This is a genomic window from Scytonema hofmannii PCC 7110 (assembly GCF_000346485.2).
GTDB classification, from domain to species: Bacteria; Cyanobacteriota; Cyanobacteriia; order Cyanobacteriales; family Nostocaceae; genus Scytonema; species Scytonema hofmannii.
This window is the reverse complement of sequence record NZ_KQ976354.1, coordinates 3,566,353-3,581,492: the sequence shown is the minus strand read 5'-3', so window position 1 is coordinate 3,581,492 and position 15,140 is coordinate 3,566,353. Positions and strand designations below refer to the sequence as shown.

General features: G+C 42.4%; 10 protein-coding genes. 5 read left to right on the top strand and 5 right to left on the bottom strand.

What is annotated here, in order from left to right; genetic code table 11:
- The first annotated feature begins 179 nt into the window (after positions 1 to 179).
- Positions 180 to 1,061: a 4-hydroxybenzoate solanesyltransferase gene (locus WA1_RS15235; RefSeq protein WP_017742614.1), complete on the top strand. Its 882-nt coding sequence runs from the start codon at positions 180 to 182 to the stop codon at positions 1,059 to 1,061.
- Between the two features lie 152 nt (positions 1,062 to 1,213).
- On the opposite strand, the gene WA1_RS15230 is transcribed toward WA1_RS15235, so the two are convergent.
- On the bottom strand, positions 1,214 to 3,067 hold the full coding sequence (locus tag WA1_RS15230; RefSeq protein WP_017742613.1) for a WD40 repeat domain-containing protein: 1,854 nt from the start codon (positions 3,065 to 3,067) through the stop codon (positions 1,214 to 1,216).
- Positions 3,068 to 3,120: 53 nt separating this feature from the next.
- Positions 3,121 to 3,918 (bottom strand): hypothetical protein, encoded by a 798-nt coding sequence (locus WA1_RS15225; RefSeq protein ID WP_017742612.1) that lies wholly within the window; start codon positions 3,916 to 3,918, stop codon positions 3,121 to 3,123.
- A gap of 686 nt (positions 3,919 to 4,604) precedes the next feature.
- Here WA1_RS15225 and WA1_RS54995 point away from each other — a divergent pair.
- Positions 4,605 to 4,772 (top strand): DUF4365 domain-containing protein, encoded by a 168-nt coding sequence (locus WA1_RS54995; protein WP_017742610.1) that lies wholly within the window; start codon positions 4,605 to 4,607, stop codon positions 4,770 to 4,772.
- A gap of 255 nt (positions 4,773 to 5,027) precedes the next feature.
- On the opposite strand, the gene psbA is transcribed toward WA1_RS54995, so the two are convergent.
- The gene (gene psbA, locus WA1_RS15215; RefSeq protein WP_017742609.1) at positions 5,028 to 6,110 is read right to left on the bottom strand and encodes a photosystem II q(b) protein; all 1,083 of its coding nucleotides are present in this window, start codon (positions 6,108 to 6,110) and stop codon (positions 5,028 to 5,030) included.
- 506 nt (positions 6,111 to 6,616) lie between these two features.
- Here psbA and WA1_RS15210 point away from each other — a divergent pair.
- On the top strand, positions 6,617 to 7,261 hold the full coding sequence (locus WA1_RS15210; protein WP_272819143.1) for a TetR/AcrR family transcriptional regulator: 645 nt from the start codon (positions 6,617 to 6,619) through the stop codon (positions 7,259 to 7,261).
- A gap of 79 nt (positions 7,262 to 7,340) precedes the next feature.
- Here the strand turns inward: WA1_RS15210 and WA1_RS15205 are convergent, their stop codons facing one another.
- Entirely contained in the window at positions 7,341 to 8,432 is a 1,092-nt protein-coding gene (locus tag WA1_RS15205) for a glycosyltransferase family 4 protein (RefSeq protein ID WP_017742607.1), read from the bottom strand.
- A gap of 230 nt (positions 8,433 to 8,662) precedes the next feature.
- Positions 8,663 to 10,645, bottom strand: a complete 1,983-nt coding sequence (locus WA1_RS15200; protein WP_017742606.1) for a bifunctional diguanylate cyclase/phosphodiesterase — start codon at positions 10,643 to 10,645, stop codon at positions 8,663 to 8,665.
- A gap of 761 nt (positions 10,646 to 11,406) precedes the next feature.
- On the opposite strand from WA1_RS15200, the gene WA1_RS15195 reads away from it, so the two are divergent.
- Entirely contained in the window at positions 11,407 to 12,582 is a 1,176-nt protein-coding gene (locus tag WA1_RS15195; RefSeq protein WP_017742605.1) for an RNA-guided endonuclease InsQ/TnpB family protein, read from the top strand.
- 22 nt (positions 12,583 to 12,604) lie between these two features.
- Positions 12,605 to 15,124, top strand: coding sequence for a bifunctional serine/threonine-protein kinase/ABC transporter substrate-binding protein (locus tag WA1_RS15190; RefSeq protein ID WP_017742604.1), 2,520 nt, complete (start codon positions 12,605 to 12,607; stop codon positions 15,122 to 15,124).
- Positions 15,125 to 15,140: the final 16 nt, after the last annotated feature.

Below are 15,140 nucleotides of genomic sequence, written 5' to 3'. Positions count from 1 at the left end.
TTGCTTTTTATGGGCTTTACCTGAGAAGCAGAGATTGACCCTGTTACCTACAACCTCACGTGACTTCTTTGCCACATACAAAGTTGCCACTTTGTAGTTGTGTTTTTACAAATATCAAATAACGATATTCTATAGATGTAAAGCTTAATAAAGCTCTCTGTCTATATCTATATTTATCTATGCTAACTACGCCAGAACGAAACACTGAACCAACATGGCTTGCGATCGTCCGGCTTTTGCGGTGGCATAAACCAGAAGGACGATTAATTTTAATGATTCCTGCCCTTTGGGCTGTGTTTTTAGCGGCTTCTGGAAAACCGCCTTTACCACTCGTTGGCGTTATCGTTCTGGGAACTCTCGCTACGAGCGCTGCGGGTTGTGTTGTCAATGATTTATGGGATAGAGATATAGATCCACAGGTTGAAAGAACTCGCGATCGCCCTCTCGCGAACCGTGCGCTTTCCGTAAAAGTCGGTATTGCGATCGCCACAGTCGCGATGGGATGTGCCGCTGTTCTCGCTTTCTATCTTAACGCGCTCACATTTTGGTTGTGTGTGGCAGCCGTTCCTGTTATTTTGCTTTATCCTGGAGCAAAACGAGTTTTTCCCGTTCCACAACTGGTACTTTCCATTGCTTGGGGTTTTGCTGTTTTAATTAGCTGGAGTGCAGTCACACACAACCTTTCACTCCCAACTTGGATACTTTGGGGTGCAACGGTACTGTGGACATTGGGATTTGATACTGTCTATGCTATGAGCGATCGCGAAGATGACCGCAGAATTGGTGTAAATTCTAGCGCTTTATTTTTTGGTGAGTACGCCTCTGTGGCGATTGGAGTTTTCTTTATCGGCACTGTCATTTTACTGGGTTGGCTGGGGTTGATTGTGCCACTTCACCTGAGTTTTTGGATAAGTCTTGCGATCGCGTCTGTTGGATGGATTTGGCAGTGCATCCGCTTGGGACAGAAAGACTTGCCTAACTCGGGCTATGGTGAAATGTTCCGACAGAATGTTTGGATTGGTTTTATCTTACTTTCTGGGATGATTGCTGGCAGTTTTTAGCTGAAATTCCATAGATCGGCTTCAGAAACCCGGTTTCATAGCTTCAGAAACCCGGTTTCTCCAACAATACCTTTGCCAATTGTGAAGAGAGGTGGTGGTAGTGAAGTGAAGTTAAAGAATGTAAGAAGTTTAGTACTACAACGAGACTTTGACTAAGGGGTATGCCAGTTGTGGGTAAAGAATCGACCAGGGGTGTGCGATCGGTCTTCGGTGAAGGGGTATGCCAGTTGTGGGTGGAAAATCGACCAGGGGCATGCGCTCGGCTGTTGGTGACCTTCACGATGCCAAAGTTTTATGGTTTTGTCATTACTACCGGAAGCTAACATTTTGCCATCAGGACTAAAACTAACGCTGTTGACCTCTGCTTTATGTTCCGAGAGAGTTTTAAGTAACTGACCATCGCGACTCCACAGTCTGATAACATTGTCAAAACTTGCAGTAACAAAAAGCTTACTATCCGGGCTAAAACTTATACTAATAGTACCACTGAGATTTGTGTCGAGGGTTTTTAGTAGCTTACCTTCTCGACTCCAGAGTTTTATGGTATCGTCAGTACTACCAGAGGCAATTATCTCTACCGTCTCTTCGTTGTTTTCGCTCGTCTCATCACAACCCGTCACCAGCAAACGCGCATCAGCTAATTGTTGAACTAAATCCCAATTTGCTTCCCCCACTTCCGGGCGAGTCGCCACACGTCGGGTATCCTCCGTACCTTCCCCAGGACGCACTAACTGAATAAATATTTTTTCCGCCCGTTTCTTATCACCCTGACTCAGCTTATCTAATACTGTATCGGCGTAGTTAGCCAAAGCCTTCTCCAAACCACCAATTTCTTGATAAGCTTCGTGGGTGAGAAACCATTTTCTCGGTTTGAACCAAAGCTGCATTAGGGTGAACTCAAGTAAAGGTAAACGTCCCGGTTCATCACCCAAATCTCTCATTAAAGTATCAGTCAACCCCTCCTCAAGTTCCACCTTCATTTTTTGCGCCGGTTTTTCAACCGCACAACGCAACTCCTCCTGGTTCATCGGACCGAGATTATAAATTCCCTTTTGCAAAGCATCGCTAAAAGGACGGTAAGATAAGGCATAGCCATAAAAATCCGCCCGCAGTGTCAGAACCAGAGTAAATCGAGGAGCGTAGTTGATAGCGTAGATTAATGCATCTAAAAAAGGTTGACGTTCCTCTTGCGGTGTGAGGGTGTAAAGTTCTTCAAATTGGTCTGCGATTAAGACTAAATGGACGGGCGGGATGCCCATCTCACAAGAATTTGATGCATTTGTGGAGTAGGCATCTTGCCTTCTCTGTGTGTGGGTGATAATATCATTTGTAATCTGGGCTAACTTTTTCTCATCATGCCGCAAGTCCACCTCTAAAATCATTTGGTCTAATCTGCGTTGTATGGGAGTTGTATTTTCTTCTTGCAGTGACACTGGGGAATGACAATGATGATTTAATGCGATCGCTAAATTACCAAGGGGATTATTCCCCGGACGAAAAGAAATCATCTCGAAATTCCCAACTTTTCGCAAACGAGGAACCAACCCTGCAAACACCACAGAAGACTTCCCACTTCCAGAAGCACCAACCACAGGAACCAAAGATTTACTTTGAACTGCGGCTACTAACGCATCAACAAACGTCTCCCGACCAAAGAAAAAATCTGCCTCCTCTTCCCCAAACGCAGATAAACCTTGATATGGACACTCAGGTAACTTACCAGATAATCCGCCCAAATCTGACCAACTAGGAGGAAGTTCTAATGTATTTTTGCAAATAATGGGTAACCAACTCACTCCTGGTAGGGGCTTTTCTCCCAAAGACTTCCCTGTCAGTTCAAGTAATTTCCCCCTGGCTTTCAAAACAGCAGTAAATAAAGAATCTCCACCAGCATAAGAAGAAAGAAAAAAGTTGAGAAACTTGTGCGCGATTTTATCCGGTACTGGTTCCCGCCAAACGATAACATAGGGTAAATTTAAATCAGCCAATCGTTGTGCTAAACCCAAACCATCACAGGAATTAAAAATGGCTAATTTTAAACCTTTACGAATTGCTGAAGTTAAGTACGCGGAATTTCTTCTAAATCTAAAGTCTCATTGGGATTAATGGCAATTATACCTTTCTGACCATAATCTTGAGATTCACTGTGTCCTGCAAAAAACAAAATATCACAAGGTTCATCCCAAAGTTTATGAAGTGTTTCCCGCTTTGGTTCTTTCAAAAAAAGAGTTTCCGCACCGCGTTTTTCTAACTGGGTAATTAATTCTTCATCGGTGGAGGTATCGAGATGGCTACTATCTCCAAAGATACTGATAATTTTAATTCTTCTGAAAGTTTCCGAATTGGGTTTTGTTGCTCGGACATCCTGGGAAAGCAGAGAATCCTTAAAACAAAGTGCTGCTTCCAATAAAGAATGTTCCCCAAATAAATGGAACTCCTGCCAAGGTATGCGATGTAAGATGTCCTTTGTAGGTTCTGATGTTACGCCACAGGTGTTGACAACTAAACGAATATCAGCGCGATCGCTTGAAGGAATGACTGGTTCTAACTGTGACTTAATTGGTAGTAGCCATTGATTTAATTTTGACCTTAAAGACTTAGCATATTCAAACCCAGCATCTGCGGAGACATTTGTCAATTGCTTTTTTTTAAAACCTCTGCTGTTAGGTTGAACTAACGAGTCATAGATTTTTTTCCAGCGTTCATAGCTATTTGGAATTTCCTGGGCTGGAGGTAATTGGGTTTCTAATTGTATAGAAGAACTCTGAGTTGAAAAAGCATCTATTTGAATTTTGATTTGACTAAATCCCTGCTGAAAATCACCATCACCAAATTCCAAATTCACCCAGACTTCCATAAGCTACTACCCTTCAAAAATTCATTTATGCTGCCTCAATCACTTGCGTGTCAATCCCACAAAATACGAGAAGCGAACCAGTAGTAAGCTAAAACACATTTAATTTGCATATTTTTTAAATTTGATAAAAAGTACCAAACTCTTCTCTCTCTTACTCTGCGCCCTCTGCGTCTGTTGCGGTTCAATATGCAAAATAGATATGGAACAGCTTATGTTTGAAAAGCGTTTCTGAAAGCGGTCCGAGCGATTGTTCCACATAGCAGTGCGTTCCACGCGATGGCGCTTTCATCGCCCGTCTGGGAGCGATGGTGCAGAGCGCCCAAGGGAGGCGATAAGCTCCGCTTAACGGCTATACTGCTGTATGTCCCTGTGTCTAGTTGCTTTGTGGGGTATGGAATCTTACCTGCTTTAAAGTGTCTCCATGCTGTTTGATAAGATATACCTATTGCCTTTGCGTAATCCGCAAGTTTCATGTCATGTTTAGCCTTGACTTGGTACTACATGACTATATTCTACTATATTATCGATAAAGTTTTATCATACTATTTATTACCACACGGTTTCTGTTCTAAATTCTATAATGAAAGTAAAAAATTATATTTATCCTTTCGCTCTCAAATCGCGATATACGGCGAAATACGTCCTTATTTGGAATATCTTATTTAATATTCCCCCGATCGCAGATAATGAGCCTCAACACTCAAAAAGAAGATTTCAGCTATGCTTATGTATATGCCGTTACAGCAGCTGCTGGCTATTCCCTACAAGCAGCCACACGTAGATTGGATTTGAGCGGCATTGATGCCACCATTACCTATAGGTTACTGTCTTTGAACCAGTTGCTTAAGAGATAAAATCAACTGAAACACTAATGTAATTAATCCTGTAGAGAGAGTCATCAAGACTAACCAATGCATGAAAATCATATAGGTGATGAAATGAAAAAGAAAAATTTGATTGTTATATACAAATATTATCTCAACTGATGTGCATTTAAGACCGCACCTATTCCTAATAAGAACGTTAACTCCAAACGCACAAAGCGCCCTCCGAATAGGAGAGCGCCTTGTATTTAGCTATTGATGCTTTTTAGTCGCGTACTGCTATGATTAACCGTTGATAGCAGGAGCGCTGATTGCGACAGGAGCAACTTCAGCAGATGCTAAGTCGAGGGGGAAGTTGTGAGCGTTGCGCTCGTGCATCACTTCCATGCCGAGGTTAGCGCGGTTGAGGATGTCTGCCCAGGTGCCAATCGCACGACCTTGTGAGTCGATTACAGATTGGTTGAAGTTGAAACCGTTGAGGTTGAACGCCATGGTGCTGATGCCCAGTGCAGTAAACCAGATGCCGACTACTGGCCATGCTGCCAAGAAGAAGTGCAAGGAACGGCTGTTGTTGAAGCTTGCGTATTGGAAGATAAGCCTTCCGAAGTAGCCGTGTGCAGCGACGATGTTGTAGGTCTCTTCTTCTTGTCCGAACTTATAACCGTAGTTCTGAGATTCGGTTTCAGTTGTTTCACGAACTAAGGAAGAGGTTACCAAGCTTCCGTGCATTGCACTGAATAAGCTACCACCGAATACACCTGCTACACCTAACTGATGGAAGGGGTGCATGAGGATGTTGTGCTCTGCTTGGAACACCAACATGAAGTTGAAAGTTCCAGAAATTCCCAAGGGCATACCGTCGGAGAAAGAACCTTGTCCGATGGGGTAGATCAAGAAGACTGCGGTTGCTGCTGCTACAGGTGCGCTGAATGCTACACAGATCCAAGGACGCATTCCCAAGCGGTAGGACAATTCCCACTCACGACCCAAGTAGCAGAAAACGCCAATCAGGAAGTGGAAAACCACCAACTGGTATGGACCACCGTTGTACAACCACTCATCTAAGGAAGCCGCTTCCCAGATGGGGTAGAAGTGAAGACCAATTGCGTTGGAACTTGGAACAACTGCACCAGAGATGATGTTGTTACCGTAGAGCAAGGAACCTGCTACAGGTTCGCGGATACCATCAATGTCTACTGGAGGAGCAGCGATGAAAGCAATGATGAAGCAGATCGCTGCGGAAAGCAGTGTGGGGATCATGATTACGCCGAACCAGCCTACATAAAGGCGGTTTTCGGTAGAAGTGATCCAATTACAAAACTGCTCCCACACGCTTGCGCTTTCGCGGCGTTGTAAGGTTGCTGTCATGGTTTTATGATTGCAATGATTTTTTGCGAATGTGTATAAGCTTTTTTGCTTATGAACTTAATTTACACCTGTTTACTTAACTTTACAATACATATCAGATGAGTAGAAGTGATTTGAAATATTAGCTTAAGTTATGATTCATGAGTTGGGCTTCGGCGGAAGCCCTCAAATTCGGGCGCGACACCGCGAGCACAGTTGATTCAATACAATAACTAGTTCTGTCGGGTTGACTCGACTTAGGTTTACCGAGATTTAGTATGTTGAGTTTGTCGTAGGCTTAATTTTATTCGTTCTCTGAGTGACTAAGCTCGGTAAGCATGAAAAGACTTGAAACTGTTGCCGATCGCTGAACCCATTGCCTTCATATTATCATGATTTTCCCCTTTATCGACAGACTTGTCAGTTGGTTAATTTTCATCAAACAGGTTTGACGCTCTCTTGTCAACTGACTGTTCAGTTGGTAAGAGGTATACTGATTCATAAGTTCTTTGAATCCTGTAACAACTGTGGCGCGTACAAAATCTGAAAAAGTAAAGAATGCCAAGCAAGAGAGAGATGCTGAGGCGACTCAAGCTGTGATTTTGGCAGCAGCAGAAGAAGAGTTTGCTCAACATGGTTTTACTGCGGCACGAACAGAAGCGATCGCAGCCAAAACAGGTTTTGCAAAGTCAATGATTTATTACTACTTTAAAGATAAAGAAGGTTTGTATCAAGCGGTCTTAGAGCAATCGCATGCCGATCTGAGGCAAACGATTCAGAAATTACAGTTGGAGCATTTGTCTCCTGAAGTCGCGTTGGAAAGATTTTTGAGAGCATTGCTCAGTTGTGTATCGCGTAACCCAAAACTCCCGACTATCATGTTTCACGAAGCAGTGCAAAACCAAGGAAAGTATTATAAATGCAGTAGCTCTGTGAGTATTGATACTGCCTTGATCGCAATTCTGCAACAAGGCGTGGCTAAGGGGATATTTCGTCCACTCGATCCGTTTCAGTCTGCAATTAACATTATGGGAACTTGCTTGTTCTATTTTATCGGTGCGGGAAACATTCAGCAGTTTCCTCAGGGTAAGGGGCTTTTGAGCAAAGCAATGCTCGATCAACACACCAATGAAGCGATCGCGCTAATCCTAGCGGGTGTGCGACAATCCTGACGCGCCTTATACCATTAAGACAAAAAAAGCAAATGCTCCCATATCAAGGGAGCATTGTGATTAATCAAACAAAATATCGTTAACGTCTAAATGCTGTAATTGATTCCAACGAATTTCTCAAAGCAGAATTGAACCAACTTCTAAAGTTGCGTTCCCCAACGATTTTTTCATAAATTGCCTCATAGCCATCAACCATTTGGGTAACACTAAATTTGTTCTCCACGTGTTCTCGGCACTTTTGGCGATCGATCTCCAAAGCTTTTGGTATCATCGCCGCCATTTCTTCGTAGCTTTGGCAGACAAAACCTGTCTTTTCATTGACAATGACTTCAGATACAGATCCCATATTCATTGCAATGACTGGTGTACCAGTTGCCATAGATTCAGCCATCACCAACCCAAAAGGTTCACACCAGGTAATGGGGAATAGAGTCACCGCTGCATTTCCTAAAAGTTCAGCTTTTTGTGTGTGATTAACCTCACCCAAAAATTCGATTTGCTTACCATCTATGTGGGGAGCAATTTCTTCTTCAAAAAACTTCTTGTCTACAGCATCCACTTTCCCAGCCATTTTCAAGTGCCAGCCTGTTTGCTTAGCAATATTAATGGCGTGTTGCGGTCCTTTTTCTGGCGAGAAGCGGCCTAAAAATGCCAGATAAGATGGTTCTTGGGGTTTGGCAAAAAATGGAAACGCAGAGACGTTAATACCGTTGTAAACTGTGCCAACGTAATTTATGTTTAACAGACGCTGGGCGTCACTAATGCTGATGTATGGTTGCGTATGGTAACGCCTAAATACTTTGCTGTTGTCACGAGTAAAGATACCATGCAGGGTATGTACTGTTGGTGTTGACACCGTACTAGCCCAAGGCAATGACCAAACTCCTATATGGGAGTGGATAATATCGAATTCAGCTGCATGTTCGTAAGCTTGGCTAGCGTGTAGAATATCATACATTACGGGTTCTTTTATGCTTGTATCCAAGCGCAATGCATGGGGACTACCCGCTTCTAAACGAGCTAGGGTTTTGGAATCGCCTGAAGCAAACAACGTGACATCGTGACCTCTACATACTAATTCATCAGTCAAACGACTCACAACTAGCTCAGTGCCTCCATAGGTGGTAGGCGGAACTTGTTCCCACAAGGGGGCGATTTGTGCGATTTTCATAATATTTATGGTTCACCAGTTATAAGCCCAGCAATTTGGGCTGTTTTCAGACAAAGATAGAAAATTTTCTATCGGCATCTGCAATCAACTGTCACCTCACCAGTAGCGAACTACACAGTTTTGGTGCATCGAACCGAAAAACTCATCTCCAATGAGTGTTGGTTATTTACTGATTCTATGCTAGATCTGAATTTAGATTAACGCATCTATCTTAGGGAATGTTTTCTTTGTCAATTTTTGTTGACAAACTTGTGACTAGGCATGAGTTTGCGATAAGCCGCCTTCTGTACTCGTTGAGCAATCAAGGCTTCGACTGCTGATGCTTCTTGTGGCTCGGAGAAGAAATACCCCTGCCCGTATTTGCATTCCAGTGCTCTAAGTTTTTCCTTTTGCTCCAACGTTTCTATACCTTCTGCTATGACATCCATGCCTAAATTATGAGCTAGTGTAACGATCGCCCGCACAATTTCTGACTTCTCGCTACTATGAATGAAGGAGCGATCGATTTTTAAAACACTCACTGGAAAGCGGTGCAGATAACTTAGGGATGAATAGCCAGTCCCAAAATCATCCATATGTAATTCAATACCTAATTCTTTCAGTTGCCAAAGCATTGCTGTTGCTCTAACAGTGTTTTCCATCATCATACTTTCAGTAATCTCCAGCTTTAAACTTCGTGGAGCTAAGTGAGTTTCTTGTAAAATTTGATATATATGTTCGTTGAGATTGGGTTGTGAAAATTGTTTGCTAGAAAGATTGACGCTGATTGTCAAACTGTTGTCCTGAAATTGCTGCTGCCATAAATACACCTGGCGGCAAGCCTCTCGAAGTACCCAATAACCAATAGGTACGAGCAGTCCAGTTTCTTCCGTCACTGAAATAAACTCCGTTGGCAAAACCAGACCCCGTTCTGGGTGCTGCCAGCGTAGGAGGGCCTCGAACCCAATAATTTTGTTGGTTGACAACAAAACAATTGGTTGGTAATGAATCCGAAATTCCTGACGCTCAACAGCACGCCGCAGGTCTGTTTCTAACTGCAACAGCTTTCTACTTTCAGTGTACATGGCTGTGTCAAATATCTTGTAACGCGCTTTACCTAAAGCTTTGGCACGGTACATTGCAATATCAGCGTCGCGCAAAAGATTCTCTGGTTGCTCGTATCCTACAGTACTGAAGACAATGCCAATGCTTAAAGTGGTAAACACTTCGTATCCATGAATATGGAAAGGTAGTGTTAACTCCTGTTGGAGTCGCTCGGCAAGATGGATGGCATCGTTGATAGACTTCATCTCCTCTATGAGGATGGCAAACTCATCTCCTCCGAGACGCGCCAATAGATCTCCAGACCGCAGACAGGTTTGGAGTCGGCCTGCGATCGCAATTAGCAATCGATCTCCAATGGTGTGTCCCAGACTATCGTTAACAACCTTGAAGCGATCTAAATCCAGAAAAAGGACGGCAAATAAATCCTCATGCTCTTCGGCACGTTCGAGTGTCTGTGCCAACCGCTTCATGAATAAGTTTCGGTTCGGCAGTCCTGTCAATCCATCATGAAAAGCAATATGGAGCAATTGCGTTTCTGCTCGTTGGCGCTCGACAACCTCAGCCTCTAGTTGGGCATTCTTCGCCAACAATTCCTTAGTCTGTCGTTGATTTAACAGTAAGGCAGCAGCGGTAAAGTCTGCTAAGCTTGTCATTACCCGTACATCTTCTGGGTCAAAGTGTCGCTGCTCATCATGAGACACGATCCAAATAGTGCCGAGGGCATGGTTATCAGCGATGAGGGGTAAAACTAACCCTTCAACGAAGGGAGTTTTTGTTGCTTGGAAATAGGTAAAATACCTTTCGGGATGGGAATAAAGCTGTGGTTTGCCGCGATCGAGGCAAGTGCCACAGGGGCTAAAGTTACGGGGTGTGGTTCCGCCAACGTACTGTTCCAAGGTTCCAGCTAACACATCCCAGCGAAAGACTTCCTCACCACTAGGCGTTACGTCAAGCAAGCTGACGCCTGCGGTTCCTGCCTGACATAAGGAGAGTGCTATTTCAACCAGGCTTTTGAGCATCGTTTCTGACTGATTCACCATCTGCCGTGCCAACGTATGCATCGCTTGATTTTCTGATTGTAAGTTTGGTGAACGAGGCAATCGTCGAGATAGCTCCTCTGTAATCACAACGTGGTCTAAAGTAACTGTTTGTCCTTGAGGTCGTTCCATCGCTTTCAATACTAGTAAAAAATTTCTTTAAGAGAAATTCTGACAAATATTATCGTTTATTTTTTAAGATATTTCAGCCATTTTAATGGATTTGTTCTTAATAGTGATTGATTTAATTAAAACATATTGAATTTTCGCTTAATAAGTAAAGCTTCTGGAAAACTACTCAGTTTTTACTAAGAATTTATAAATTTTTACAAGTCTTAAAAGCACCTTTATTTTATATGATTTATTTTAAGTCTTAAAATAATATAGCAATCCTAAATCATTCGTGAAAAATTTAGCTCACCGACTTCTTTGACAAGTCGGGGATCTGACCGCTGTGAATTGTCACAAATCAAATAGGATTGTTATATGAGTAAAAGTCAGTCAGCGCAAATAATCATTACTGGTTTGTCGTTGCGCTGTCTTCGCGCTTAGCGCAACTACGAACCGAATTCTAGAGATGTTACATTTCGTTATATAGTTGTGTTTTTTCTTGCCAACCTGTCTTGAAAAAGGGAGTGGGGAGTAGGGGGTGGGGAGTAGGGGGTAAGAAATTTTCAAAGAAAAAGGTTATAAGGGAAAATGATGGTAGTGGTATATGGGTACAAACACGTTAACTACCATTCATCTTCACCGAAGTCTTCGCGCCGTGGAAGCCCCTGCATTCATGCATGGGGGTAAGGCGCAGGCGATTTCAATCGCTGTCAAGTTTTTTTGGAACACGTGATGAGGACTTGTAGTCTATAATAGTAGTCATATGTGAGAGGGTCGAACTCATGGAACAAGTTCTAACGCTAGTTTGCAAGCTACAACCCACCCCCAATCAAGTGATGAAATTTGAAGGGGTGCTCCATGCATTTGCAGATGCTTGCAACTACACCAACGAAGTTGTTAAACCGCAGATAACCAGCAAGGCTACTATTCAAAACATAGTTTATGAAGACCTGCGGGCTAAATTTGGAATGTCCGCTAATTTGGCGGTTAGGGCTTGCGCTAGAGTAGGGGCTAATCGCTTGACGGCGAAGAAAAAAGGGAAGCCCGTCAAGCTATTTAAGCCTACTTCGGTTGATTATGATGCCCGGATTTTCGCATTTAGAGAAAAAGATTGGACAGTTAGTTTAACCACTACTCAAGGTCGGGAACATATCAAAATTGACGCGGGAAACTATCAACGGGGTAAGCTCAAAGGTAGAAAACCGACTTCTGCTCAATTATGTAAACACCGAGATGGGCAATACTATATCCACATCCAATTAAAAGATGAGGTTCCCGATCCACAAACCACTAAAACAGTGATTGGTGTTGATTTTGGGCGTCGCGATATCGCAGTGACCAGCGACGGTGACACATGGAGTGGTGAAAAGTTAACAAAAACCAGAGACAAGTATTCAAAGGTCAGAGCGTCTCTCCAGAAAAAAGCTTCCACACGCACAAGGTCGAGTCGGCGTCGTTGTCGGCAAATCTTGGCACGGCTATCGGGGCGAGAGAGACGGTTTCAAACATGGGTTAACCATAAAATTAGCAAAACAATCATCCAACAAGCCAAGCATACACAAGCATTTGTGGCAATTGAGGATTTAACAGGTATCCGCGAACGTACCAACCAAAAACCTCGCAACAAAACAGAGCGTCGTAGGAGCAACTCATGGGCTTTCTACCAGTTGCGGATGTTCTTGGAGTATAAAGGATTGAGGGATGGTGTTGAAGTTATCACCGTTCCACCTGCCTATACCTCGCAAACTTGCCACTACTGTTTGCACATTGGACAGCGATCTGATAAGAAGTTCAAGTGCATCAATCCCGATTGCAATTGGTCAGGTGATGCGGACTTGAATGGATCGCGGATGATTGCAGCTTTGGGGCTGTCTGTAAACCAGCCTGGAGGCTCGAATGGTTTGTATTGTACCCTCAGTACAGACTCTTCAGGGCTACTAAAAGCCCCCTCCTTCTAGGAGTGGGGTCGTTTACGAGTGTATGACTTATTGTATCAATCCCAGATGTAGAAATCCTTATAACCCTGATGGTAGGCTGTTTTGCTTTACCTGTGGTTCAGAATTGCTTTTAGAGGGTCGCTATAGAGTCGTTGAAGTTCTGGAAAAACGACCGTATACAGCAGTCTATGAAGTTTTAGAAAAAGGAAGAGTTAAAATCCTCAAAGTTCTGGAACAGCCACAGAACAAATTGGTAGAGTTATTTGAGAAAGAAGCAAAAGTTTTACAGTCTATCAACCATCCTGGCATTCCTAAAGGATATAGCTACTTTCAATTCAAAGTAAAAGACAGCTTAACTTTATTCCCTTGCTTCGTGATGGAGAAAATCGAGGGATTAAATTTACAAGAGTATTTACAACAAAGAGACAACCGTCCTATTCAGGAAGAATTAGCAGTTGAGTGGTTGTTTAAGTTGGTAAATATCGTAGATACAGTTCATGAAAAAAGACTGTTTCATAGAGATATTAAACCATCCAATATTATGTTGAGATCTGATGGAGAACTTGTGCTGATAGACTTTGGCGCAGTTAGAGAACTAACAGATACTTACTCTGAAGCTTTAGCTCAAGAAGAAGTCACAACAATTTCTTCCCAAGGGTACACAGATCCAGAACAATGTCAAGGTCAAGCTGTTCCTCAATCAGATTTTTTTGCTTTAGGTCGTACATTTGTCTATTTGCTGACAGGTAAAGAACCTTATGAGCTTTCTCCCGATCCTAAAGATAGGGAAAGAAAAGTTTGGCGAGATCGGGTAGAGATTTCTGAATTGTTAGCAAATTTTATCGATGATTTGATGGAACCGTTGCCCATAAAACGTCCACAAGATACAAAAAAAATTTTACAAAAATTAAGAGAAATACAAACAATTTATGAGCTTCATTTGGAAGAAAGAGGCGAAATCAACATTAGATATCAGTCAACAGAAAGTTTAAAAAAAGTTTTATCTGAGCCAACATACGTTCAATCTACTTATTATGAAAATAACGGTCAGGCTCAAAGTTTCTCTCGCAGTCTTAATTTGAATCTTGTTGATACTTTAGTTGACTCCAAATTGGGAGAAATCCATCATCAGACTATTAATAAAACTCAGAAAAAAATTTCAATAAAAAAGCTGTTAACAGCTACATCCGTATTTGCTGCTGTTTTGGTTGGAGGAATCGCTTTATCTTTTGTCAATCGAGTGGATGGGTGTTCAAAGAGTATCTTTAGTAAATTCCCAACCGATGACAACATAAGTTGCGGAGAACAAATTATTATTACTCAAAGCATAAATCTGGAAAAAGAAGAAGGGGTTAAAGCATTTGCAGCAGGAAGGTATGAAGCTGCTATCGGTTTGCTAGAGAAGTCATGGAAAAAGAACCCCGATCCCGAAACTTTAATCTACTTAAATAATGCTCGCATTTTTCAACAAGCGCCGAAAAGTTATACTTTTGCTGTTGTTGTTCCAATGACAAACAATAACGATAGTATCAACGTCAGTAAAGAAATGTTACGGGGAGTGGCTCAAGCTCAAGATGAATTTAATAAAAATCCCAAGACAAATCACAAAGTTAAAATTCTTATTGCCACTGACAACAATAACCCTTACCAAGCCAAGAAAATAGCAGAAGCTTTAGTAAAGAAACTTGATGTTTTAGGTGTTGTAGGTCATTTTACCAGCGATACCACTATCAGCGCTGTCGGTATTTATCAAAAGCACAAGTTACCATTGATTTCTTCCACTGCTACCTCAAAAGATTTATCAACTGTGTGTCGGCAATCGCATTGTTATTTTCGTAGAATAGCATACACTGACAGGGATATTGCTCAAAACTTAGCAAGCTATATGCTTACAAACGCTAAGAAACGGAAAGCCGCCGTCTTTTTTAATGAAACAAGCAACTACAGTCTTTCTATGCGAGACACATTAGAAAGAAGCTTTACTGCAGGTGGCGGGACAGTTGTGAAAGAGTTTGATTTATCAACACCAAACTTTAATTCAACTCAAGCTATGAGTGAAGTTCAAGCACATGGTGCTGACATACTTGTTATGCTCCCCAATAATGATGGTCTTATTTCTGAGACTGTGTTTCGCTTAATTCGTGCCAATCGGTTACGTTACCCTATTGTGGGTGGAGATAGTCTTTTGATGCCTAATATTTTAGAAGGTGCTGGCAATAATGTAGAGGGAATGGTGGTAGGGATACCTTGGCATCACTTGAGCAGTCCCAACCGACAATATACACAAGCCGCCATTAAGCTATGGGGGGAACCAGTCAATTGGCGTACAGCATTATCTTATGATGCCACTCGCGTGTTTGTGGCTGCAACTGAAAAGCTTTCATTTGCGAATCGCGTGAATTTAGAACAGATAATGGCAGACCCTAATTTTACAGCAAGAGGTGCTACAGGAGAAATTTCTTTTCTCTATAACGGCGATCGCAAAGAACAAAACATTCAACAATTAGTTACAGTCAAGTCTCATCCCAGTACCGGACAACTCCAATTTATTCCTCTTCAATAAACCGTGTTGACTATAA